This is a genomic window from Phytoactinopolyspora alkaliphila (assembly GCF_010550695.1).
GTDB lineage: Bacteria > Actinomycetota > Actinomycetes > Jiangellales > Jiangellaceae > Phytoactinopolyspora > Phytoactinopolyspora alkaliphila.
In genome coordinates, this window is record NZ_JAAGOB010000020.1 from 1 (window position 1) to 25675 (window position 25675).

17 protein-coding genes are annotated in these 25675 nt (G+C 65.9%); 5 read left to right on the top strand and 12 right to left on the bottom strand.

Features of this window, described 5'->3' with window-relative positions:
* Positions 1–234 precede the first annotated feature (234 nt).
* From G1H11_RS24110 to G1H11_RS24145, 8 genes are all read right to left on the bottom strand, one after another.
* Positions 235–882: a class F sortase gene (locus G1H11_RS24110; RefSeq protein WP_163821183.1), complete on the bottom strand. Its 648-nt coding sequence runs from the start codon at positions 880–882 to the stop codon at positions 235–237.
* Positions 875–1555, bottom strand: a complete 681-nt coding sequence (locus tag G1H11_RS24115) for a hypothetical protein (protein ID WP_163821184.1) — start codon at positions 1553–1555, stop codon at positions 875–877. Before G1H11_RS24115 ends, G1H11_RS24110 begins: the two co-directional genes overlap by 8 nt.
* A gap of 128 nt (positions 1556–1683) precedes the next feature.
* Positions 1684–2607, bottom strand: coding sequence for a dihydrodipicolinate synthase family protein (locus G1H11_RS24120; protein WP_163821185.1), 924 nt, complete (start codon positions 2605–2607; stop codon positions 1684–1686).
* Positions 2594–4393, bottom strand: a complete 1800-nt coding sequence (locus G1H11_RS24125) for an IlvD/Edd family dehydratase (RefSeq protein ID WP_163821186.1) — start codon at positions 4391–4393, stop codon at positions 2594–2596. The genes G1H11_RS24120 and G1H11_RS24125 overlap by 14 nt, the downstream gene beginning before the upstream one ends.
* 39 nt (positions 4394–4432) lie before the next feature.
* Positions 4433–5263 (bottom strand): ABC transporter permease subunit, encoded by an 831-nt coding sequence (locus G1H11_RS24130; protein ID WP_163821187.1) that lies wholly within the window; start codon positions 5261–5263, stop codon positions 4433–4435.
* 64 nt (positions 5264–5327) lie between these two features.
* Positions 5328–6284: a carbohydrate ABC transporter permease gene (locus tag G1H11_RS24135; protein WP_163821188.1), complete on the bottom strand. Its 957-nt coding sequence runs from the start codon at positions 6282–6284 to the stop codon at positions 5328–5330.
* A gap of 79 nt (positions 6285–6363) precedes the next feature.
* Positions 6364–7677, bottom strand: a complete 1314-nt coding sequence (locus G1H11_RS24140; protein WP_163821189.1) for an ABC transporter substrate-binding protein — start codon at positions 7675–7677, stop codon at positions 6364–6366.
* Between the two features lie 166 nt (positions 7678–7843).
* Positions 7844–8590 (bottom strand): IclR family transcriptional regulator, encoded by a 747-nt coding sequence (locus G1H11_RS24145; RefSeq protein ID WP_163821190.1) that lies wholly within the window; start codon positions 8588–8590, stop codon positions 7844–7846.
* Between the two features lie 359 nt (positions 8591–8949).
* Between G1H11_RS24145 and G1H11_RS24150 the strand changes: the two genes are divergently transcribed.
* From G1H11_RS24150 to G1H11_RS24160, 3 genes are all read left to right on the top strand, one after another.
* The gene (locus tag G1H11_RS24150; protein ID WP_163821191.1) at positions 8950–9927 is read left to right on the top strand and encodes a PfkB family carbohydrate kinase; all 978 of its coding nucleotides are present in this window, start codon (positions 8950–8952) and stop codon (positions 9925–9927) included.
* Positions 9928–10200: 273 nt separating this feature from the next.
* Positions 10201–12714, top strand: coding sequence for a glycoside hydrolase family 2 TIM barrel-domain containing protein (locus tag G1H11_RS24155; protein WP_163821192.1), 2514 nt, complete (start codon positions 10201–10203; stop codon positions 12712–12714).
* Positions 12715–12972: 258 nt separating this feature from the next.
* Positions 12973–14889, top strand: coding sequence for an alpha/beta hydrolase (locus G1H11_RS24160; protein WP_163821193.1), 1917 nt, complete (start codon positions 12973–12975; stop codon positions 14887–14889).
* A gap of 99 nt (positions 14890–14988) precedes the next feature.
* On the opposite strand, the gene G1H11_RS24165 is transcribed toward G1H11_RS24160, so the two are convergent.
* From G1H11_RS24165 to dusB, 3 genes are all read right to left on the bottom strand, one after another.
* The gene (locus G1H11_RS24165) at positions 14989–17412 is read right to left on the bottom strand and encodes a glycosyl hydrolase 53 family protein (protein WP_163821194.1); all 2424 of its coding nucleotides are present in this window, start codon (positions 17410–17412) and stop codon (positions 14989–14991) included.
* Positions 17413–17912: 500 nt separating this feature from the next.
* Entirely contained in the window at positions 17913–20594 is a 2682-nt protein-coding gene (gene ppdK / locus G1H11_RS24170; protein WP_163821195.1) for a pyruvate, phosphate dikinase, read from the bottom strand.
* Positions 20595–21009: 415 nt separating this feature from the next.
* Positions 21010–22161, bottom strand: a complete 1152-nt coding sequence (dusB, locus tag G1H11_RS24175) for a tRNA dihydrouridine synthase DusB (protein ID WP_163821196.1) — start codon at positions 22159–22161, stop codon at positions 21010–21012.
* Between the two features lie 331 nt (positions 22162–22492).
* On the opposite strand from dusB, the gene G1H11_RS24180 reads away from it, so the two are divergent.
* A complete protein-coding gene (locus G1H11_RS24180) occupies positions 22493–23401 on the top strand; it encodes an ABC transporter ATP-binding protein (protein WP_163821197.1) in 909 nt (302 codons plus the stop codon).
* Complete coding sequence (locus G1H11_RS24185; protein WP_163821198.1) at positions 23398–24201, top strand: ABC transporter permease subunit; 804 nt, start codon at positions 23398–23400, stop codon at positions 24199–24201. The genes G1H11_RS24180 and G1H11_RS24185 overlap by 4 nt, the downstream gene beginning before the upstream one ends.
* A 19-nt stretch (positions 24202–24220) precedes the next feature.
* Here G1H11_RS24185 and G1H11_RS24190 read toward each other — a convergent pair whose 3' ends face one another.
* Positions 24221–25591 (bottom strand): glycine--tRNA ligase, encoded by a 1371-nt coding sequence (locus tag G1H11_RS24190; RefSeq protein WP_174257950.1) that lies wholly within the window; start codon positions 25589–25591, stop codon positions 24221–24223.
* Between the last annotated feature and the right edge of the window lie 84 nt (positions 25592–25675).

Sequence of the window (25675 nt, forward strand, 5' to 3'; positions counted from 1 at the left end):
TAGCGCCACGCACGCCGTTCTCCTCACACCTTGTTTTTGATCTTCGACAATCAAAAACCTAGGCGGAAAGAACGGCGTGCGCTGCTATGACACGCTCAACCCACCCACGGACATGTCACAAGAGCCCAAAATGATCATGTAAACCATGTTTTCCCGTGCTTCACCATGCCTGCAGGCATGGTGAAGCACGGGAAAACATGGTTTACATGATCATTCGGAGATCCCCAGAGTGGGTTAACGGGCCGGCTCGGCCGTGACGACGACGTTCGCGTCGAAGTCCTCGCCGGACCACCCTTCGCAAGTCACGAGGACGAGGCGGTGCGGACCGTCCTGTGTGAAGAGCTTGGCGGAGCGGCCGGGAAGCTCGTCTCGCCTGATCACCTCTACGGAGAGCACGCGGTAGGCGAACGGCTCGGCGTCCCCGATCACGATCAGGTCGTCCTCGCTCAACTCGCCGGCGTGGTTGAAGACCGCATCGCCGGACTCGGCCGAGTGCCCCACCACGAGCACCGTGCCGGCGTCCGCCCCGGGGGCCGCGCCCGGGGCCCACCACCCGGCCTGCGCCGGGTCCTCCGGCGGGAGCAGCACCCGCTCGTCGTCACTGTCAATGCCCACCAAGCCCGCGGTCACGCTGATCGCGGGGATCCAGATCCGGTAGCCCTCCTCGTCGTCGTCCGCTTCATCGTCCACGGTGTCCGGCCGAGCCTCGACCGGCACATCGTCGCGATCCCGCGACAACAGCGACGACGAGTCACCGCCGGAGAGCAGCGCGCCGACGGCCCACGCGGCCCCTGCCACCAGCACCAGCGCCGCACCCAGCACGACGTAGAGCACCACGCCCCCCGGAGCACGGCGACGATGCCGCGGGACCCACTCAGCCATCGGCACGCCGGCGACGGAACAGCAGGACCGCCCCGGCCGCCGCGATACAGCCGGCACCAGCGACGCCCAGCGCCCCGAACGCCCCGCCGCCATCGGCCGGAGCCAGCCCGGCCGGGATGGAGGTGGGCACGGGCGGATGCGAGGGTTCTCCGGTAGGCGCCTGGGTGGCCGGAGAGTCCGTGGGTTCGGGAGTGTCAGTGGTCTCGGGCGCCGGCGACTCCGGCGTTCTCGTCGGCTCAGGCGTTCTCGTCGGCTCGGGTGTGTCGGTGGGCGACGGGCTCGGCGTGACCGACGGATCGGGTGGGGGCGACGACGGCGGCTGCGAAACGGCGACACCACACGCGAACCAGCCGCTGATTCCTGGCGTCTGCCCGCCCCGGTTGGGAGGCGCGGTGAGGCCGGTGAACGATCCGCCGGTGTACATCTCCAGCTGCCCGCCGCCGGTCACGCCGACCGCGGTGAGACGGAACGCATCATCGACCGGCACGACGTCGAGCGTCTTATTGTCGTTCGACAGTGTCCCGCGAACCTGACCGGTGATGTCCGACCCATGCCCGGCACAGCCGCTGGCCGCGCTCGCGAGCACGGTGCCGGCGCTCGCGGCGCTGACCACCGCCGGCTGCGCGGCGAGCGCCGCGATAGACGCCGCGACGACGAGCGCCGTCACGCGCATGACATCCTCCGGTGTGGTCCCATCTGACCGTGCCGGCCCGCACTCTGCGGACCCTGCCGGAAATTATCAGAGTTGGGTCGCCCGCCACCAGAGCGATCACCATTCAGAACGAAACGCCAGATCTCAGGTCATCTCGACGACTCTGGCTCGACCGCGGCGAGGGCGTCGTCCAGCAGACGGCGAACAATTCCCCGGACCGTGTCGTCGATGACAGGCGCCCCAGGTTCCCGGACGACGGTGTTGGACAAGACGCCACGCATCTTCAGCACCTCTTTGCAGAAGATCGTCCCGTATTGGTCCTCCATAGTCACCAACGGCAGAAGGTGCCGGTAGATACGCATAGTGGTGATCTCGTCGCCGGCCTGCAGTGCGCTCCACAGCGCCGCGTGGATGTCGGAGAACTCGCAACCGGGCATGGTGCCGTCAATGCCGCGCGCGTGCTCCTCGATGATGTATCGCGCGCCCTTCCCGCCCAGGACGCCGGCGATCAGCCCTGACGTATCTGCAGCCAGGCCGGCAAGCACGGTTCCGGCTTGGCCGGACTCCTCTTTGACCCATGTGGCGCCGTCGATGCGCTCAGCGATCTCCAGCAGTTGACTGGCCGACATCTGGGTGCCCGTGGGCCCATCGACGTTCTGGACAAACACCGGCAAGGCGCTGGCCGAGGCGATGGCCTCGTAGTAGGCGATCACCTCAGGCCAGGTGCCGCGGCGGATGTACGGCGGCACCGCGATTACCGCATCAGCCCCCGCTCCCGCCGCATGCACGGCGTTGGCGCGCGCCTGCGGGATCGATTCGCCAGTGACGCCCGCCACGACGGGCACCCGACCTGCGGCGAAGCGCACAGTCAACTCGACCACGCGTTGCCGTTCCTCTCCGGTGAGGGTGAAGAACTCGCTGACGTTCACCGGCGTCACGAGTCCGTGCGCCCCCGCCTCCACCGTGAACTCGATTACTCGGCCGAGTGCGTGCTCATCAAGGTCGCCGTCCTCGGTGAACGGCGTGACCGGGATGGAGTAGACGCCCCTGAAGTCAGGCTCAGGCCTGGCCATCGCGAGCCTCCACAGGCGTAGCCAACGACGCTTGCCGCAACAACGCGTCGTCGTCATCGGGTGGGAGGTACGGATCGCCACCGTGCGGCGCGTCGTCCCCCCGACCGACCAGGAAGTCGAAGTCCGCGCCCTGGTGAGCCTGCGTGACGTGGTCTTCATACAGCTTGGCGTACCCACGGGAGAACTTGGAGCCGCTCCGCTTCGCCGCGGCGCGGCGGCGATCAAGCTCAGCGTCATCGACCTGCAATGACAAGGTGCGTGCCGGCACATCCAAGACGATCTCGTCACCGGTGCGCACCAAGGCGAGCGGCCCGCCCGCGGCTGCTTCGGGCGAGACATGCAGCACGACGGTGCCGTACGCGGTGCCGCTCATCCGGGCATCGGAGATGCGGACGAGGTCGTCGATGCCCCGTTCCAGGAGCTTCCGCGGTATCGGCAGGTTGGCCACCTCCGGCATGCCCGGATATCCACGCGGACCACAGTTGCGAACCACCAGCACCGAGTTCTCATCGATGTCGAGGTCAGGATCGTGGATCTGCGCCTCACACTCCTGAATGGTGTCGAACACGACGGCCTTGCCGCGGTGCTGCATCAGGTCGCTGCTGGCGGCGGCCTGCTTGATCACTGCGCCGTCGGGCGCGAGGTTGCCGTAGAGCACGGCCGTTCCCGCTCCGATACCCAACGGGCGATCCACCGGCCGGATCACGTCGTCGTCGAAGCACTCGGCATCGGCGACGTTCTCCGCGACCGTCCGGCCCGTGACGGTCATCGCATCGGTGGCGAGCAGCTCCCCAAGGCGTTGCATAACCACCGGCAGCCCCCCGGCGAAGTGGAAGTCCTCCATGTAGTACTCGCCGGCGGGACGTAGGTTGACCAGCCAAGGCACATCGCGCATCCAGTCGTCGAAATCACGCAGCTCCAGCGACGCGTCAGTGCGGCCGGCGATGGCGAGCAGATGCAGGACCGCGTTGGTGGAACCGCTCAGAGCGGCCGACACCTTCACGGCGTTCTCGAACGCACCCCGGGTGAGAATCTGGGACATGCGCAGGTCCTCGTGGACCATGTCCACGATTCGCCGGCCTGCGCGGTGGGCCGCCTGGAGCCGGGCAGAGTCCGGAGCGGGAATCGACGACGTTCCAGGCAGCTGCATGCCGAGCGCCTCCGCGACGCTCGCCATGGTGGAAGCCGTCCCCATCACCATGCAGTGTCCGGCGCTCCTCGCGTAACAGCCTTCGGCAGCGAAGAACTCCTCGGGGCGCATTCTTCCGGCTCGCACGTCATCGGCCATCTTCCGTGCATCCGTGCCCGTACCCATGGTCCGGCCCCTGAAGCGCGGGGTGAGCATCGGGCCGCCGGTGACCATCAAGGTGGGTAGATCGACGCTCGCGGCGCCCATGAGCAACGCCGGTGTGGTCTTGTCGCAGCCGCCCAGCAGCACGACGCCATCGATGGGGTTGGCGCGGATGGTCTCCTCGACGTCCATGCTCATCAGGTTCCTGAAAAGCATGGTGGTGGGCAGCATATTCGGCTCACCGAGGCTGATGGTCGGGAAGGTGACTGGGACGCCGCCCGCCTCCCAGACCCCGCGCTTGACCGCTTCCGCAATGCTGCCGAGATGGGCATTGCACGGGTTCAGCTCGGATTGAGTGTCGGCGATGCCGATCAGGGGCTTGCCCGACCGCAGGAGGCCGTCCGGGAACCCCAGTCCCTGCATGTGGCCGTTGCGGACGAGCGACTGCTGGTTGTAGCCGCCGAAATAGCGGTTGCTACGCAGCCGGTTCGTCATGATTTCTCCCTCTAACTCGTCGGGTGCGCTGACCACGCCCTACTTCACGGCTCCACTGGTCAGACCGCTGATCAGCAACGGCTCAAGCAGGATGAACAGGAGCACCATCGGGCCGACGGAGAGTAACCCCGCGGCCATCAGTGCGCCCCAGTCCGCGGTGTACTCGCCGACGAAGCTGACGAGGCCGACGGTCACCGTCACGCCAGCGTCGCCCTGGATCAGCGTTCGAGCGAAGGTGAACTCTCCCCAGGCCAGAATGGCAGAGAAGATGGCTACCGCTCCGATGCCTGGCTTGGCCAGCGGCAAGACGATGATCAGAAACGCTCGAAGCCGGGAACAGCCGTCGGCGTGCGCGGCTTCCTCCAACTCGACCGGGATGGAGTCAAAGAACGACTTCATCAGCCAGGCCGCGAATGGAACGATGATCACGGTATTGGCGATCACCAGGCTGCGTAGCGTGTTGTTGAGGCCGATCGCGCCGAACATCATGAACAAGGGGATGACGAGCAGTGTCGCCGGGATGAGGCGGACCAGGAAAAGACTGTAGCCCACCGCCAGAGCGAACTTGGACGCCAGCCTGGACAAGCTGTACCCCGCCATCGTCGCCAGCACGACGCACGCGACAACGGTCCCCGACGTCACGATCGCCGAATTGGCCAGCCACGTCTCGACGGGACGAAGTTCGAACACCCGCCAGAAGGAATCGAAGTTGATTTCGGCCATCGGCGGGATCAACGGCGGCGACGGCGACAGCAAAATCCGTGTCGGCAGCAGCGCCGTGAGCACCATCCAGTAGACCGGGAACAGCAGCACGATGATCAGCGCGAAGATCAACATGTACCGGAGAACGCGCATCCGCCACGATGTCACGACGGCCGCCTCCCTTCGGATAGCACTCGTGTGGGTATCGGTGTGCGCCTGGGCAGGTCGACCACTAGAAGAACCTCCTGCGGACCACGGGGAACAACGCCAGGAGCACCGTGCTCGCGATGGCCATCGTCACCACCCCGAGTGCCGCTGCATAAGGCATGTCGAAGAACCGGAACGCCTGGTTGTAGATCGCCACCGCGAGGGTCTGAGTCGCACCGTCTGGTCCGCCGCGGGTGATCGCGTAGATGAAGTCGAACGTCGTGAAGCTCCACAATCCGGTCACGATCATCGCTAGCACCGCCGTGTTCTGCACGGCCGGCCAAGTCACATGCCGGAACTGCTGCCGGGGTGTGGCGCCGTCGACCCTTGCCGCTTCGTAGAGTTCCTCGGGCACGGATTGCAGCGACGCGAGCAGCATGAGCGTGCACAGCGGATAGGCGATCCACACCGTAGGCATCAGCACGCCGATCAAGGCCGTGTCTGGGTTGAAAAACCACGCGATGTTCTCGTCGACGATCCCCAGATTGCGGAGTAGGTAGTTGACCACTCCATACGTGCCGTCCAGCATCCACACGAATGCGACGGTGGCGATCGCGCCAGGGATCGGCCAGGGGATGAGGATCAGCGTCCGCAACCACCGTCGTCCCGGAAGGCGACGGCGAAGGAGAAGCGCCGTACTCATGCCCACCACGATCGCCCCGAGTACGGTCGCGGTGGTATAGATCGCCGAGATGCGCAGTGAGTCCCAGGTTTCCGGGTCAGTGAGCACGCCGGTGTAGTTGTTCAGCGTGAACGGCAGATCGCCGACCTCGCTCATCACCATGGTGCGGCCATCGCGCAGGCTCAGGTTGACGATCATGTAGATCGGGAAGGCGATGAACACCAGCGCAAGCGCGAGTGACGGCGCCAGCAGCGCGTAAGAGAGGAAACTGTTCCTCGCCGACAGCGAGAGCCGCCATCGCGGCTGCCTGGGCGGGGTGTCGGCGGCGTTCGGAGTATCCCGGGCGCCAGTCAGGGTCATCTGGGCGATCTCCTCGGCATCGGTGACTTGCCGGTGGACGCGGCGCGGTAGCACCGCGTCCACCAGCGATTGGAGCAGGTCACGGCTCTGTGATGCCGGCCAGCTGGTTCTCCAGGTCGGTGAGGACCTCGAGCGTGTCCGCATCGGTGGTGAGGAGCCGCATCATGGCGTCGATGATTCGCGTTTCGATCTCGCCGAAGTTGGCCCGGAAGTTCTCGCTGTCCGGAAACTCCGGCTGAGCGCTGGCGATCGTGTCCGCGACGATCGCCAGCTCCGGACGCTCGTCGATGCGCTCCTGCGGGATCGAACCAGTGCGGCCCGGTGCGGCGTCGATCGAACCCGCCCATTGACCCTGGAACTCCGGCTCAGCTGCCACCTGGATGAACTCCCACGCCAGGTCCTTGCGTTCGTCACTGATACCGGCCGGGATCGACAAGGACGTACCGACGAGTGCAAGGGTGTTCTCGAAAGGTGGCACGGCGGCGGCAATGCTCGGCCGGATGTCCTCCGGCGCGGTGTCGTCCAGCGTGGCGATGACCCAGCTTCCGTCTTGCGACATGGCGACCCGTCCGTCCGCCAGTAGCTGGCGGTACCCTCCCCCGTCGAGGCCGGGCGGCGCCTGCGTCGCCAAGCTGCGGTAGAGCTCAATGGCCTCGACAGTCGCCGGCGCTGTGACCGCCCACTCACCATCAACGATCCACTGGCTCCCCATTCCGACGATGAATGCAGTCGACTCACCGAACAAGTTGGAGTGGGTGGTCGTGGTCGCTCCCCATGGGGAGACGCCCTCTTCAAGGTTCGCTGCAAGGGTGTCCACGGCAGCGGACAGCTCCTGCGGGCTGGTCGGCGGCCCGTCGAGGCCAGCGTCGTCGAGGTATTCCTCGTTCACATAGAGCATGCGAGTGAGCGCGTGCATGGTGAGCGCGAGGTGATCACCGTCGACGACGCGCTCTGATTGGAAGCTCTCCCACTCGTCAAGCAGTCCGCTGGCCTCGAGCCGGTCGTTCAACGGCTCGAGCTGACCCGTCGCCGCGAAGGCGAAGAAGTGGTTTCCCGACGGAATGATGTCGGGCGGGTCGCCTGCCGACAGTCGCGTAACGATTTGATTCTGGAAGTCTTCGTTACTCACGGCGTAGAGGTTGACGGTTACTCCCTCGTGCCTGCTCTCAAACTCCTCGATGATCGCGGCAAGGGCCTCCCCGTGTCCAGGCTCGTTCGCCTGCCAGCTCGGAAAGTCGAGCACGATCTCCTCGGCGCTGCCCTCGCCACCGTCCGCGTCGTCGGCAGCGCCATCGTCACTTCCACACGCAGTCAGCACCAGCAGCCCGGAAATCAGGGCGAGCGAGCCCTTCTTCCAGGGCTGCAGAGACGTGCGCGCTGTCGCAGCATTCATTACAGCACCTTTCGTCGAGCCGAGTTCAATTCTCCTGACTGCGCACTCTGCAGCAGGCCTGCGTTATTCGCAGCACGAACCTAAGCCTCTGGCAGCAGCATGTCAAGGTTGCCGGCGCGTGAACCGCTCGCTACCACCTTGTCGCCGGCAACCAAGCAGCCGGGGGTCAAGTCGAAGGACGCCCGAGCTCCGCGGCGGCCCCGGCCACCGCCTGACGCAAGGGGTCGACGAAGGTCATCAGCCGCTCTCGCGGAACTCGCATCGCCGGCGCGGATACGCTCAACGATGCCGCAACGCCGCCGTCAGCATGGAGAATGGGCGCGGCAACGCAGTGGATCCCCAGCTCGTGCTCCTCCTCGTCCATTGCGTACCCGCGCTCGCGGGATCGCGCGAAATCCGCATGGAGTGCCTCAAGTGTCGTGAGCGTGTGCGGGGTGTGCTTCTCCAGGTCAATGCTCGTAAGCAGCCGGTCGACGTCCGCCGGGGGAAGGTGAGCCAAGATCGCCTTCGCCACTCCAGTGCAGTGCAGCGGGGCCATCAGGCCGATCCGTGAGTACATGCGCACCGGATGCTTGCTCTCGATCTTGTCGATGTAGATGACGTGACCGTTCTCCAGGATCGCCAGGTGAACAGTCTCGCCCGTGGCGGCGTGGAGCTGTTGCATGAACGGTGCGGCGATCTCGCGCACATCCAACGACTCAAGGGCACGCTGCCCCAGTTCGACTACCGCGGCTCCGAGCCGATACGTACCGTCCGGCCGTTTGTCCAACAGCCGCCAGCCGTGCAGCGTGTGGAGAATTCGCAGCGCTGTCGTGGAATGGACGCCGAGCCGGTTCGCCACGTCCCCGACTGATCGTGGCTGGCTCGCCACATACATCAGCGCCTCGACCGCACGGTCAACAGATTGCGTCATGAAGCCTCACCTCAACCTCTTAGCAGTACAAACGTCCACCAGCGAGTGGGGCCATCGGCCGACCCTCCACGCATGATCGCCTGACAGTACTCCACGGCCACCTTGGCCTGGGGATTCCCCACCTCGCCCCGCAGCTCCGTCACAACTTCCCCACCTCCGCGCCATTGACAACTCCGGAAAGACTTATCTAGCCTCACTGCATGTTACGCAGAGATCCTGCGTCATGTGCAGTGGGAGGTCGCGAGTGAGTCTTTCTGGCCTAGTTGGGGCAGGCGATCAGGCGTGAGTGAGCTGGCGATCGGACCTCATGGCGCCGATACCGCGCTGAAACTGTCGACGACCAATCTCGGACACCTGACGTGACCACGGCCAGCGCGACCGAATCCGTTACCTCGCAGAGTGTCGATGTGCTCACGTTCGGCGAATCACTCATCACGGTACGGGCAGACGGACCGCTCTCCACACATCAATCGGCGACGATCTCCATGGCGGGCGCCGAGTCGAACGTCGCCATCGGACTTTCCCGGCTGGGTCACTCGGTCCGATGGCTGGGTCTGGTGGGCGACGACGAGCCCGGTGCGCTCGTCCTGCGCACGCTCCGGGCCGAGGCCATGGATGTGTCCGGCGCCCGCGTCGATCGCCGTGGGACCACCGGCTTGCTCGTCAGCGAACCTCGAACCTCTGAGATCACCCGTGTCACGTACTACAGAGCAGGTTCGGCCGCGTCACATCTCGAACCCGCGGATGTCGTTCCAGCACTCGCATCACCTCCCAAAGTGCTCCATGTCACGGGAATCACATGCGCACTCGGTTCCGGGCCAAGGGCCGCTGTCTCCGAAGCGGTGTCCACCGCGTCGGCACGCGGCGTGACTGTGAGCCTGGACGTGAACTATCGGTCACGACTGTGGACGCGCGAGCAGGCAGCCGAAGCCCTCACTGAACTCGTGCCCCACATCGACGTGCTTATCGCGTCCGACGACGAGCTCGAACTCGTGGCGGGCGGCGACTCGGAGACAGCCCAGGTGAGCGCACTGCTCGACCGCGGCGTGTCCGAGCTGGTCGTGACACGCGGCGCGGCCGGCGCCACGGTCTTCACCAGAGATGAAAAGATCTCCAGCCCGGCACGTCCGGTCCGGGTTGTCGACGTGATCGGGGCGGGCGACGCCTTCGTGTCCGGATACCTATCGGCGCGCCTGGACGGACTCGACGTGCCACATCGACTTGCACGAGCGATAGCCACCGCGTCCTTCGTGGTCGCGTGCGCCGGCGACTGGGAAGGGCTGCCGACTCGCGCGGACCTCAGCTCCCTCAACGCCGCCGATTCCACGATCCGCTGAGCCCCGCGCGAGGTCTCACCCTTGACAGTTCGTGTGGATAAGACCGATTATTCATACACTGCATGATTTGCAGTTGAACTGCATAATATGCAGTTCGAAGATGGGGGAGTGAATGGAACTCACGGCCTCGCATGCTGCGTCCCTTGAATCCGGGCCAACTGCTGCCACACAGCCATGCCGCGGCCCACCTTGCATCCCCGTGAACGCGGCAGCGCCTATGTCCCGCGATCACACGTGTTGGTTCCGTCCGTTTTCAGCGAGGAAGAAGGACTAATGAGCGAACAAACCTCGACCACTGGCGCAACTACCCGGCGTCAAATAATCAGAGGCGGCGCAACCCTCGGGGTCGGCCTGCTCGCGGCCGGCGTCGGCTCCGCCACCGCGGGCACGGCCATCGCGTATGCCGCCGATGACGAGACGCAAGACGGCCGCGCACGCGAGAATTTCGACTTCGGCTGGAAGTTTCTCCGCGATGATCCCCAAGGCGCCCAAGCCCCGTCGTACGACGACGCCGGCTGGGACGATGTCGACCTGCCACACGACTGGAGCATCGAGGGCCCGCTGAGCCCGAGCGAGCCGTCCGGCGGACCGGGCGGGTGGGTCCCGACCGGGATCGGCTGGTATCGCAAGCGGTTCACCGCACCCACGACCGACGCAGACCGCCGCGTCGTCGTCGACTTCGACGGCGTGTACCAGAACAGCTCTGTCTGGATCAACGGCAAACACCTCGGGGACCGGCCGTACGGCTACGTCCCGTTCGCCTATGACCTCACGCCTCATCTTGTCGAAGGCGAAAACGTCATCGCCGTACGAGTCGACAACTCCCGCCAGCCGAACAGCCGGTGGTACTCCGGCTCCGGTATCTACCGCCACACCTGGCTGACCACCACCCACGCAGTACACATCGCTCAGTGGGGCACCCAGGTGATCGTCGAAGAAGCCTCTGCCGAGGCCGCCACGCTGCGGATCAAGACAGTGGTGGAGAACGAAGGCGAGCGTCCCGCCCAGGTCACCCTGCAGACGGACCTGATCGACGCGGACGGCAAGACAGTAGAGACGGTCGAGTCCGCCCGGAACATCCCGCACGGTCGGGAGCACACGTTCTCCCAGGAGCTGGCCGTCGACGATCCCGCACTGTGGTCCGTCGAGGATCCCACCATGTACACCATCCGGAGCACGGTACGGACTGGATCGGGCTCTGGCAGGCAGACGCAGGGCGTCGTCGACGTGTACGACACCCCGATCGGGATCCGGACCGCGGTGTTCGACGCGGACAAGGGGCTGTTGATCAACGGCCAGCAGGTCAAGATGAACGGTGTCAACATTCACCACGAGGCCGGGCTGGTCGGTGCCGCGGTGCCGGTGCGGGTGTGGGAGCGCCGGCTGGAGCTCCTCAAGGAGATGGGCTGCAACGCCATCCGGACGGGTCACACCCCCTTCGCCGCTGAGGTCCTGGACCTCTTCGACCGCATGGGCTTCCTCGTCATGAACGAGGTGCTCGACGAGTGGAAGGCGCCGAAGCCACAGGTGGAGCCGAACGGATACAGCGCATACTTCGATGAGTGGTACGAGCGCGACATCGTGAACGTCGTCCGACGCGACCGCAACCGTCCATCGGTCGTTCTGTGGAGCGCGGGCAATGAGGTCGCCGACCAGTCTCCCGAGGGAGATCCGGACGGACACCACACCTTGCGGAGTCTCGTTGAGGTGTTCCACCGCGAGGATCCCATTCGACTCGTCACCGTCGGTTGCGACCGCATGGGGCACGAGCGTCCGGGCGCCGCGACCACAGACGAGTTCATCGCCGAGATGGACGTTATCGGGTACAACTACTGCAACCGGTGGCGTGACCGTGCGCACCTCTACATGGAGGTCGACCGCAAGAAGTGGGGCCACAAGCCCATGGTGGGGTCGGAAAGCGGGAACATCACCAACAACCACAGCGTCGACGTCGAGAACCAGTACAAGTTCATCTCGACGCGAGACTACGCGTCCGGCGATTTCATGTGGACGGGCTTCGACTACCTCGGAGAGGCGTCTTCGCCCAATAGCCGTGGGTTCAGCGGCGGCGTGATGAACCTGTGCGGGTTCAAGAAGCCCGGTTTCTACTTCTATCAAAGCCAGTGGACCGAAGAGCCTATGGTCTACCTGTTCCCGCACTGGAACCAGAACGCCCAACCCGGACAGCGCGTGACAGTGAGGGCATACACCAACTGCGACTCGGTCGAGCTCTTCCTCAACGGCCGGTCACTCGGCACCAAGGGCTACTGGCATCCGGCGGTCGGAATGGTCGAGGCGTACAACAATTACCCGCCTGAGCGGAACACGCCACGCACCACATCGGATCTCAGTTTGGCGTGGGACGTTCCCTACGAGCCCGGAACCCTCCGCGCCGTGGGCCGCAAGCTGAACAACGTCGCCGTCACAACCGAAGTGACAACCACTTCTGGACCGGCCGCGATCAGGCTGTCGGTGGACCGTGACAAGATCGCCGCCGACCGCCGCGACGTCGCACACATCACGGCCGAGATCGTGGACGCCAACGGCTTGGTGGTGCCGACTGCCAACAACCGGGTCACCTGGTCGGTACAGGGCAACGGGACGTACCTCGGCTCCGACAACGGCAACATGTCGGACCGGCAGGACTACCGTCTGGAGGCCCGGAACGCATCTCAGGGCCGCCTCCTCGCGATCGTGCAATCGGCCGACGAGCCAGGCACGGTATCGGTGAGCGCGAGCTCCCCGGGACTCACAGCCGCATCCGTGGAATTCCAGACGGTCTCGTAACCCTGGCCCTGGATCGAGCACTCCCCCAGGGAGTGTCTCGGTGTCAGGCGAGCAGGTAGGGGCGCCCGCCCTTGGTTGGCGGGCGCCTCGTTCGGCGTATGGACACGTCTTTTCTGTCCATACGCCCTCGACGTGGCTCCACCACGCGGCCTGACGTGGAAGCTGCCCAACGCAGCCTTGTGCGGGCCATAGAGAAATCCGGCCTACGTGAACAACCCCACACAAGCAAGGGAGAACCCTGTGAAGGAGAGGTCTGCTGTGAGACGGAGAGCCAATGTGCTGGCTGCGTCCGTCGTCGCGTGCACCTTGGTATCCACTACGGTGGCTGCCCAAGCGTCTTCGACGACGGCCGCGCTCGATCCAGTCGCTGTTCCCGATATCGGAACCGAAGTCTGGCTGTTCGACGAACGAGATGCTTACGATTTCACCAAGCGCGAGCCCACGATCGCCCCGCGGTATCTCGTCTATCCCGATGAGGCAGTCGACGCGGCCGGGGCGGCCGAACTCATCGATGAGCTCGGGCTCGCGACGCATCTGACTGAATACGCGACGCGGGCGTGGGTCATCAATCCGACAAACGGCGTGAGTTACGACGCCGAGGCGGACCTCGAGTCCTACTTCTCGCTGCTCAGCGAGTTGCCGCGGCAGGCCACGTGGCAGCACACCAACATGAAGGTGATCGGAATCGGCGAGGGCGCCACCTTCGTGAACAACGTCATCTCGCAGAACTCGTGGTCCATCGCCGGCATCTTCACCCACGGCGGGAGTATGAGTTCGGCGGTCACGCCGCATGCACCTATCCCGGCCTATATCCACGGCGACGCGACCGCGGCCGACCAATACGTGTCGGCGAACCAAGCCGTTCCGGTGAGCACTGAGGGCGGGGTAACGGTCTATGAGGATCCAGCCGACCCCCTGGTGCGGGTGGTCGCTGCGGCGGACAGCGGTCAGAGCCTCGCTGAGTCGTTCTCATCCGCGTGGGAACATCTCCTCAGCCACAACTATCGCATCTACCTCGATGACAACAATCCGGGGCGGGTAGATCCCTTCGTCACACGTGACGGCTTCGCCCTGTTCTCCTATCGACTTGACGAACTGGGGGTCCGGCAAACCCCGGTGACCCACCCGTTGGGGTCGTCGACGGGCGAGTACATGTGGCAGGAGTACATTCCCGAGTCTGCAGCCGAAGCGCCTGCAGGCACCTTGCCCCTGATCGTGCTCTTGCACGGAACGACCGACATGCCTCAGCACATCGCCGAGCGGGGAGGCTGGATCGAACAGGTCGCTGAGACCGGCGCGATCATGGTCTCCGCTGAGAACCAGGGTTCCCGATTCGGCTTGCTGAACTTCAATGCAGACTCGACCGCGCGGCTCGTCGAACATCTCGCCGCGAAATACCCGCAGATCGACACCGGGCGCGTCTACGCTTTCGGCTTCTCACTCGGTGCCAGCCAGACGCAGTCCTGGCCACTCGAGCAGCGTGATCTCTTCGCCGCCGTGGCAGGCTTGGGAGCTCCGTTCGGAGGCGGCGACGCACAGATCGCTCTGGCGCGCTCGATCGCCGCGCCCAACCACGAGGTGCCGATCTACATGCTCCAAGGTGTGAACGACGACATCGGACAGTTGCCGGTTTCAGCCAGCTCACGCAGCGTCTACACGGCCTTGCGCGCATACGGTGCCCTGAACGGCGTGGACGTGCCGCAAGCACCTGACCTGTCGGTCAATCCTTTCTACGGCATTGAGCTTGACGATCAGCGGTGGGACAAGATCGGCGAAAAGGACGCACACGTCGGCACCCTTTCCAACGACCGCGGCGTGGTCATGAAGTTGGCAGCGGTAAGCGACCTCGCACACGTGAACTACCCGTTGTCCGCGCCGGACATCTGGGAGTTCTTCGAAGGCTACCGGCGGGACACAGTGACGGGAGAACTGATCTTTGTCCCGAGCTTCGCGGATGTGCGGTGGCACTACGACCAAGCCGTTCGTGCCGGTCTGCTCGCGGGCGAGCTGGCCACCGAGATCCAGGAGGCGATCGACCGAGCCGAGCGGTTCACCGACGGTCCGCAGCACCGGGCCGGCCTCGCCCAGCTCGACAACGCCGCTCGCACGGCCGAGCGGGCGGGGCTCGATGCTCTGGCCGAGGCTCTGACTAAACTGCGCCAGTCATTGAGCTGATCCACGGGTAGTGATCATCAGTACGTAGGGTGCACACGCACATGTGGGGGAACGGACGTCAAGTCCGTTCCCCCACATTCGCTCGAGCGAGCTAACGGGTCACAAGCCCGAACACTGTCCGGACTTAGGACCGGCAACCCGGTTCGGCAATCCGTTGTCGACCGGAGCCGCCGCGTTGCCAGTACACGACAGCGGCCCTGAGATCGAGTTGCCGGCTATCACGTTCCAGTTAGCAGTACCCGTCACCGTGACCGGGCCCGAGAAGGTGTTCGGCGCGCAGCCCAACGCCGGATTGCCCAGAGTCACCGACGCGGAGCCGGTGAGCGTCACGGGCCCGCTCACCCTGGTGTCGCACAGTAGGACAGTCTCGGCGCCCCGCGCGATCACCGGACCCGATATCTGGGACCCATCTGAGACCAGCGACGCACCAGCCTCAACAGACACCGGACCGGAAACGGTCGAGCCATCCAGGCACGTCACACCCGAGTCGACGGTAAGCGACCCAGCGTGGCGACCCGAGATCACCTCGTCGCATTCCAATCCGACGAACTCGTCGACCACATCGAACTCCGCGGTCACATCCCCGTACTCAGTCGATCCGGCCACCGAGATGACGCCTGCCTCACTGGTTGCGCCGCCCGCAAGGGATTCCCAGTCCACAGGTGCGGAGACCACCGAGCCATCGGCCGTGGTCAATACCCTCACCGCGTCGGGCAGCACGATGTCGCCACCGACGCGCACAGTCCTGAACACGGTGTCTTCCCAGATGTGCTCGGCATGGCTGAGGTTGTAGATGTCGATCGACGCGTGCGGCTCCCACGTGTTCGGCATACCCGGCACCGAACGGAACATGGACTGCCACCGCGCCGGTTCCCATATCAGGACGCCGCCGCCCTGATTGTCGACGATGTCGTTGTTCGCCTGGAATACCCGCTGAATCGCGTCGGCCTGCCCTTGAATCGTGCGGGGGAACGTCGCGTTCGGCATCGGCGTGCCTCCCCCGCCGGACGCCGGATACGACGTCTCGGCATTCACGATCTCAAGCTCCGGATAGGCTGTAGCGATCGTGTGCATGTTGTACTCGAGCTGGTCGATGGTGCCGTGGTACTCGGGGTAGTACGACAGCCCGATGACATCCGGGAACTGGCCCATGTGTTCCAGCCTCGACAGGGTCTGGTTCCACATCTCCATGGCCTTCTCGATGCCGCTGATCTCCTGATTCCCCACTCCTGGCCCTACCGGCGCACCGACGCCCGAGCCGACCAGCGAGTGGATCTCGACCTTGGTTCCGGGCGAGGCGTCGCGGACCGCGCGTATGCCGGCAGCCTGCAGAGTAGCGAACCGGTCGAAAGCCTCAGCGTAAAGTTGCTGCTCCACAGGATCGTCAGAGTTCATGTAGGGCCAGAGCAGTCCGCCACCCGGCTGGGACTGATAGATCGCCGCCTGGTTCCTGAAGTAGGCGGGGTTCGCCGTACCGACAACCGGTCCCTCGGTCATGCCCGCAGCTTCGCTACCCCACAGGAAGCCGTTATTGACCTCGTTGCCGATCGCGACCTTGTCCGGTGTTGTGCCTTGATCGACCAGCTCCGTGATGTAGCTGTACGTGTACTCGTACAGTGCGTCGACAAGGTCGTCGAACTCCAGCTCCGCCCAGGCTCGTGGCTTGGGCTGCTTGCCCGGGTCCGCCCACGAGTCGGCGTAATGGAAGTCGATGCCGAGAGAGAGCCCCCTGTCCTTGATCCATTTTGCCACCTCCAGGGAACGCTCCGGGCTCTGGAATGCCGGCGATGTCAGTTGCCCGCTTCCCTCGCTACGGGGCTCGTTGAAGATACGCAGCCGGGTGTAGTCCAGGCCACGGTCTTTGAGAACATCGAGCAGGTGAGGACCGGCTCCTCGATCTTCTTCCCGAGGATGAACCCAGTAGTTTCGTCCCGCGGTGACGTCATCGTCGACCCAGGAAGCGTCGGCACCGAGGACAATGTCGTCGCGGAGATAGTTGTACACCGAGATCTCACTCACGCCCACGGCCGCGCCGGGTGAGGTCCCCGTGATCGTCACCCGCACGTGCCTTGTACCGGGCTGGGTGAAGAGGTCGACCGATCCGCGCGATGCCTGGGCGTTATCGGCATGGTCGGCTATGACCTGCCACGACTCGCCGTCCGCCGACGTCTCGACCACATACTGGTAGACCGCACCGGCGTCCGGGAAGACAACCCGGACCTTTCTGACGTTGTCGTAGGCTCCGCCCAGGTCGAGACTCACCCACTGGCCCGGCTCGGGCTCGCTCGCCAGCCACGCAGTGTCGACGTCCTGGTCGATCGCCAGCGCCGCGGTCGACTCGCCGCTGCTCGCATTCGCCGTGGTCCAGAACTTCCCGGCGATGTTGCTTTCGATGGGAGTGATCTCCACGTCCCCGAACAATGCTGATGCAGGGGCCACGGCCCCGACCACAGCAGCCCCGCAACCCACGGCCAGCGCCGTGGCGATGCCCAACGTCGCCCTGAGCGGGCGTTTGCTCGCCATTGAAACTCCTCACGTTCGGTCACTACCGGCCAATCCACCGATGGCCTGACCTCACGGAGCTCCGGGAGGCCCGGCCCGTACGCGGGGCGCCTCCCTTCTCGACATCTCGATGTGTGAGACTTCGATAGAACTGCACATTATGCAGCATCACTGCGTAACATGCAGGTCGAGTGTTGCGCAAGGTTGAGAAAGTGTCAAGAGCTGACATCCGGGATGAATCGCGCGACATGGTGCGCCGACGTGACCAGATGTGGCGACGGTCCGCCCAGCATGTGGCCGCCAGGAACCGGCGGATCTCCATGCGACTGAGGAGTCTGCACAGGGCAGCTAGCGGCCGTAAAGAACCGATCGTGCGCATTCAGGCAATCACGATGAATGTCGCTGTCAAGCATCACCACGAACACCGGATGGGTTGGGTAGAGCCGACCCCACGGGCTGGCCGACTCTCCATTCGGGCATGCTGGCCCTGGCGGCGCGTACGCCGGGTAAAACACCGAAGCTCAGGAACTTTCGACGACGCGGGCCCGCCCCGCCTCCAGCCGCGCCACAGGGATCCGGAACGGGGAGCACGAGACGTAGTCCAGCTGAATCGACTCGAAGAAGTGCACCGAGTCCGGGTCACCTCCGTGCTCGCCACAGATGCCCACCTTGAGATCGGGACGGGCTTCCTTGCCCTCCCAGGCCGCGATGGATACCAGCCGGCCAACGCCCTCGGCGTCGATCGACTCGAACGGGCTCACCCCGAAGACGCCCCGTTCGAGGTACTTCGGGAAGAACGCCGCCTCGACGTCGTCACGGGAGAAGCCCCACGTGGTCTGCGTCAGGTCATTGGTGCCGAAGGAGAAGAAGTCGGCCGCCTCGGCGATCTGCTTCGCGGTCATCGCGGCTCGGGGCAGTTCGATCATCGTACCGATCGGCACCGACAGCTCGACACCGGCGTCGTGCACGACCTCCCCGATGGTCGCCTCAGCCATGTCGCGCACCGATTCCAGTTCCTGCACCGCGGCGACGAGCGGCACCATGATCTCCGGGCGAGGGTCGCGGCCCTGCGTCTTCAGGTCGACGGCGGCCTCGGCGATGGCTCGAACCTGCAGTTCGAACAGTTCCGGGATCATCAGGCCCAGCCGGACGCCACGCATACCGAGCATGGGGTTCTGCTCGTGCAGCCGCTGCACCTCGGCCAGCAGATCGGCCGCGTCCTGGTCGGGCGACCCGGTCGCCTCGGCCACGGCTACCCGAACCGAGAGGTCGGTCAGGTCGGGAAGGAACTCGTGCAGGGGCGGGTCCAGCAGCCGGATAGTGACCGGCAGCCCGTCCATCGCCTCCAGGATCTCCGCGAAGTCGCGGCGCTGCAGCGGCCGGAGCTCATCCAGGGCGGCGGCACGCTGGTCGTCGCCCCGCGCCAGGATGAGCCGCTCGACCACCTTGCGCCGCGGGCCGAGGAACATGTGCTCCGTCCGGCACAGCCCGATCCCCTGGGCACCGAGGCTGCGCGCCCGCCGGGCGTCGTCCGCGGTATCGGCGTTGGCCAGCACACCCAGGCGACGACGCGCGTCGGCATGGCGCATCAGCCGCAACACCGCGTCGACGACCTCCTGCCGGTCACCCACCGGCTCGTCGTTGCCCTGCAGGGCCCCGACCACCGCCGACGGCACCACCGGCACCTCGCCGAGAAACACCTCCCCGGTTCCGCCGTCGATCGAGATCACGTCGCCCTCCGTCACCTTGGTGCCGTCGGACGTGGTGAACGCCTTGGCCCGCGGATCGACTCGCAACGCCTCCACACCCACCACGCAGGTGCGGCCCATACCGCGCGCCACGACGGCGGCGTGGCTGGTCTTCCCTCCTCGCGAGGTCAGCACGCCCCGCGCGGCGACCATGCCGCCGAGATCGTCGGGATTGGTCTCCCGCCGCACCAGGATGACGTCCTCGCCGGCCTCGGCCCACGCGATGGCCGTCGCCGAGTCGAAAGCGGCTTTGCCAACCGCCGCGCCTGGACTCGCGGCCATGCCGGCCGCGATCACCTCGCGCGGAGCCGCCGGATCGAACTGCGGGAACATCAGCTGCGCCAGTTGCTCGCCACGGACCCGGCGCAGAGCCTCGTCGTCGTCGATCAGTCCTTCGTCCACGAGCTGAGCGGCCACCCGGAACGCGGCCGCGGGTGTCCGCTTGCCTACCCGGGTCTGCAGCATCCAGAGCTTGCCCCGCTCGATGGTGAACTCGATGTCACACAGGTCGAGGTAGTGCCGCTCGAGCGTCTCCATGATCCGGAGCAGCTCGTCGTAGGAGGCCTTGTCGATGCGCTCCAGATCCGCCAGCGACAGCGTGTTGCGGATTCCGGCGACGACGTCCTCGCCCTGGGCGTTGGGCAGGTAGTCGCCGTACACGCCCTGCGCTCCGGTGGCCGGATCGCGGGTGAACGCTACCCCGGTACCGGAGTCCGGTCCGAGATTGCCGAAGACCATGGCGCAGACGTTGACCGCGGTGCCCAGGTCGTCCGGAATCCGCTCCTGGCGGCGGTAGAGCTTGGCCCGCTCGGTGTTCCACGACTCGAACACCGCGCAGACGGCGAGATCGAGCTGCTGACGGGGGTCCTGCGGGAACGGCCGGCCCGACTCGTCGAGAACGATGTCTTTGAACTCGTCCACCAGACGTTTCATATCCGAGACGTCGAGATCGACGTCCGCGTCGACCTTGCGTGCCTTCTTGCGCGCCTCGATCCGCTCGTCGAAGTGACCGCCGTCGATACCGAGCACCGTCTTGCCGTACATCTGAACGAGCCTGCGGTAGGAGTCCCAGGCGAAGCGCTCGTCACCGGAACGCGCAGCCAGCCCGATCACCGAGATGTCGGTCAAGCCGACATTGAGCACCGTCTCCATCATCCCCGGCATGGAGAATTTCGCCCCCGAACGCACCGACACCAGCAGCGGGTCCTCGGGGTCGCCCAGCCGCTTGCCGATCTTCTCCTGCAGCCTCGCGAGGTTGGCGCCGACCTCCCCCGCCATGGTGTCGGGCTCCCGGCCGGTGTTTAGGTAGTACCTGCAGGCCTCGGTGCTGATGGTGAACCCCGGAGGGACCGGCAGCCCGAGCCTGGTCATCTCGGCCAGGTTCGCGCCTTTGCCCCCCAGCAGGTCCTTGTCGTCCCTGTGTCCCTCGGTGAAATCGAATACGTACTGCGGCACTGGCCGGCCCTCCTGGGTGACTGAGTCTGGCCCGGGAACGTGGCGCCCGCTGTAGCGGGCCCTTGCGTCCGGGTCTGGCTACGGTCGGCCCCGGTGGCGATGCCGACGCGGCAGTGGCGGCCTCGCCGATCCGGGGATGGCTGTCTCGTGTCTGATGTACGTCGGCGCTGAGTACGAAGGTATTGCGCGGAGCTTAACCAGATGTCAGCGGTGGAAACGGCGCTCCGCTGGGCTCTTGACAGGGTGCCGTGCTCGCGTGCCGACGGCGCTCGGCACCCGGCGCCGCTCTGACCGTGGGGAATGATCCGTCCCCGGCCGGACGATGCGTGATCCACAGCACACGCAGAGGTACTAACAGGTCAGTACCACGGTGATCGCGCGTATCGCCATGGGGCCGGCTCCACGGCGCGGCGGATCAGCCTCCGGAGATCCCGAGCTCGGCAGCGGCGAGGTCATCGGAGATGCAGGTGGTGTCGTCGAGCCAACCGGCCGGGAGCGCCACCTTGCGCGGGCTCCCCTGCCTGCCCCGGGCGACGCCGATCTCGGACTCCGGGAACGGCTGGTCCGGGTCGAACTCTGCCAGCAGCCGGTCCAGGCCCGCCAGACTGTCGACCATCCCTAGGGCCGCGCGCACCTGTCCCCCGACCGCGAAGCCCTTCACATACCAGGCCATGTGCTTGCGCATGTCGCGCAGCCCGCGTTCCTCTCCCATCAGCTCGGCCAGCAGCTCGGCATGCCTGCGGATCATCACGGCGACCTCGCCCAGCGTGGGAAGCGGCGGCGGCGGCTCACCGGCGAAAGCGGCCGCCAGGTCGCGGAACAGCCATGGCCGGCCCAGGCAGCCCCGGCCGACCACCACGCCGTCGGCGCCGGTCTCTTCGACCATCCGCAACGCGTCAGAGGCCTCCCAGATGTCGCCGTTGCCCAGCACCGGGATGCCCACATGCCGCTTGAGCTGCGCGATGGCCGACCAGTCGGCGGAACCCGAGTAGTGCTGCGCGGCCGTACGCCCGTGCAGAGCGATCGCGGCGCATCCGGCGTCCTCGGCGATCCGGCCGGCGTCGAGGTAGGTGAGGACCTCCTCGTCGATGCCCTTGCGCGTCTTCATCGTGACCGGGATGCCATAGGGCTCCGCCGAGCTCACCGCCGAACGCAGGATCCGCTCGAGGAGGTCACGCTTGTACGGCAGCGCCGCGCCGCCACCCTTGCGGGTCACCTTCGGCACGGGACAGCCGAAGTTCAGATCGACGTGCGCGACGCCGTACTCGCCGGCGAGAATCTTGACCGCCTCGCCCACGTAATGCGGATCCACACCGTAGAGCTGAACGGAACGGACCGGCTCGGCATCGGCGAACACCAGCATGCCGAGGCTCTTCTCGTCGCGCTCGACGATCCCCCGGGAGGTGATCATCTCGCAGACGTACAGGCCGGCGCCCTGTTCGGCGCACAGCTGGCGGAACGCCGCATTGGTCACACCGGCCATCGGCGCCAGCACCACCGGCGGGTCGACGCGCAGCGAGGCGAGCTGGAGCGTCCGGTCGAGGGTCGCGGGAGTCACGTTCGTCATCACCCCCATTATCCCCCGCCCCGCCTTGGTCACCTGATCGTCGATATGTCGCCCGATCATCCGGGGCGAGACGATCAGGTGGCCCACCTGTGCGTAGAAGGGCACGCAGCGCATCTGATCTCGTCTCAGCATGCGAGCACAAGCGGATCAGGTGGCACTCATGCGCAGAACCAACCAGGTTTCGTCACCTGATCCCGGTGCACCTCACACGCTCGGTGCACCTAATCCCCTGTGCGCGTGCCTCCGATGTGCCGCTCCGGCTCGCACACTAAAGTCAAGATCAGTGTGCGACGCCGCCCAGCGGGTATCCCGGCTCCGAGGAGGATGATCGATGAACCACGACGCGTCCCTGATCGACGTGCGGGGCCTGACCAAGCGGTTCGGCACTCTGACCGCGGTCAAGGACCTCGATCTGCGGGTCGGGCCCGGTGAGGTCTACGGTCTCCTCGGGCCCAACGGCGCGGGGAAGACCACCACCATCCGGGCGCTGCTGGGCTTCATCAATCCCACCGAAGGCTCGGTCGGACTGCTCGGTGGGCACGCCCGTGACCTGGCCATCCGGCGCCGGGTCGGATACGTGGGTGGCGACGTCACGCTGGACCGCAACCTACGCGCAGAGAATCTGCTCACCTGGTACGCCGACCTGCGCGGCGGGCTTCCCTGGAAGAACATCGAGCAGCTGTGCGAACGGCTGGGTCTCGACCCGTCCCGCAAGATCGGCCAGCTTTCCACCGGGAACCGGCGCAAGGTCGCCATCGTGCAGGCGTTCATGCACGACCCGGACGTGCTGGTCCTCGACGAGCCGACGGCCGGGCTCGACCCCCTGCTCCAGCGCGACGTGCTGGATCTCGTCCGCTCCCGCCGCAGCGCAGGGGCGGGCGTGCTGTACTCCTCGCACACCCTGCCGGAGGTCGAGGACATCGCCGACCGGATCGGGATCCTGCGCCGCGGCGTCCTGGTGCGCGAGGACACCATCGCCAGCCTCCGCGACGTCGCCCGCCAGCGGCTGGAGTTGCGCTTTGCCCACGACATCCCGCCGGGCCTGCTCGACGGCGTGGAAGGCATCTCCGACGTGGTGGTGGATGGGCGCGTCGCCCGAGTGGTGGTGGACGGCAGCGTAGCGGCCCTCGTAGACCGCGTCGCCGGTCACCAGGTGGAGCGGATCGTCAGTCACGACGACGACCTCGAGGACGTCTTCTTCCACTACTACCAGCACGACGAGGACGGAGACGCGACATGAAAGGTGGAATCATCCTCGTCCAGATGCTGCGGGAGCGACGCCGTGGCTTCCTGTGGTGGTCCCTGGGGATCGCTGCCCTCGCGGTGATCACGGCGGCGAGCTATCCGGCGGTCAAGGACGCCGGCCGCGGTTTCGACGAGTTCATGGAGTCGCTGCCGGAAGGCGTCGTCCAGATGATGGGCGCCGCCGACGGCATCACCACACCGGCCGGCTACCTGAACAGCCAGTTCTACGCCAACGTGTTCCCCATCGTCCTACTGATCTTCGGCATAGCCGCCGGCACGTGGAGCATCGCGGGCGCGGAGCGAGAAGGCACCCTGGAACCGCTGCTGGCCAATCCGGTTCCCCGGTGGCGCGTGGCCGTGGAGCGGCTCGCCGGGGTGACGCTCCTGCTGGCGATGCTGACGCTGATCGCGTCGGCGCTGCTGGTCATGCTGCGCGACCCGTTCGAGCTGAGCGAACTCAGCGTCGGCAATCTGGCCGCCGCCGGCGTGGGAGTGTTCCTGCTCGCCCTGCTGTTCGCCTGCCTCGCGTTCGCGGTGGGCGCCGCGACCGGCAGCAAGGGCCTCGCCATCGCCACCGGCGCGGGCCTGGCCACCGCCACGTACGTGGTCTTCGGGCTGTCCAGTCTTGTCGAATTCTTCGAGAACCTGCGCTGGAGCTCGCCGTGGTACTGGTTCCTGTCGCCGTCACCGCTCACCGAGGGCTGGACGTTCCAGGCGATCGGCGCGCCGTTGCTGGTGCTGGTCCCGGTAGCTGTCATCGGCATCGCGATCTTCCACCGTCGCGACCTCACCTGACGCCGCCGGCGCGCGCGACTCAGCAGACGGGGAGCCGGGCGGCGAGATACGCCTCGACGTGGTCGACGCCGACCCGTTCCTGGGTCATGGAGTCGCGTTCGCGGACCGTCACGGCCTGGTCGTCAAGCGTCTCGAAATCCACGGTGACACAGAACGGCGTGCCGATCTCGTCCTGTCTCCGGTAACGGCGCCCGATCGCACCGGCGTCGTCGAACTCCACATTCCACCGCGCTCGCAGCGCGGTGGCGAGGTCTCGCGCTATGGGTGAGAGCTCACCGTTGCGGGACAACGGCAGGACCGCCGCCTTGACCGGCGCCAGACGCGGGTCGAAGCGCAGCACCGTTCTCCGGTCGACGCCGCCCTTCGAGTTCGCCGCCTCGTCCGTGTCGTACGCGTCCAGGAGAAAGGCCAGCACCGAGCGGGTCAGGCCGGCGGCGGGCTCGATGACGTAGGGAACCCAGCGTTCGCCCTTGCCTTGATCGAAGTAGCTCAGCTCCGTGCCCGCGTGCGTGCCGTGCGTCCGCAGGTCGAAGTCGGTCCGGTTGGCCACTCCCTCAAGCTCGGCGAAACCATCGGCGCCGCCGAAGCCGAACCGGTACTCGATGTCGACGGTGCGCTTGGAGTAATGCGACAGCTTCTCGGGGGGATGCTCATGACGCCGCAAATTCTCCGCTGACAGCCCGAGATCGACATACCAGTCCCACCGCTCTTGCAGCCAGTACTCGTGCCACTGCTCGTCGGTTCCGGGCTCGACGAAGAACTCCATCTCCATCTGTTCGAACTCGCGCGTACGGAAGATGAAGTTGCCGGGCGTGACCTCGTTGCGGAACGACTTGCCGGTCTGCGCGATCCCGAACGGTGGCTTGCGGCGGGAGGTGTTCATCACGTTGAGGAAGTTCGTGAACGTGCCCTGGGCGGTCTCCGGACGCAAGTAGTGAAGGCCGTCGGCGGTCTCTACCGGACCCAGGAAGGTCCTGAGGAGACCGTTGAACGGCTTGGGATCGGTCCATGACCGGCGGGCGCCGCAACCCGGACACGAGACGACGGACAGCCCTCCCTCGGGAGCCCTCCCGTGCCGCTCGGCGTAGGCCTCCTCCAACTGATCGGCACGGTGCCGCTCGTGGCACGACTGGCACTCGACCAGCGGGTCGACGAACTGTTCCACGTGACCCGAAGCGACCCAGACCGCGCGCGGCAGGATCACCGAGGAATCGAGCCCGACGACATCCTCTCGCTGCTGGACCATGGCGCGCCACCATTGCCGCCGCACGTTCTCCTTCAGCTCCACGCCGAGCGGGCCGTAGTCCCAGGCCGACCTGGTGCCGCCGTAGATCTCGCCCGCCGGAAAGGCGAACCCGCGTCGCTTCGCAAGAGACACCACGGCGTCCATGGGGACGTCCGGCACGATGATCACTCCATCCGGCTGGCGGTCGGCGAAACGAATCAGTACCCGAGGCTATCAATCTTGACCACG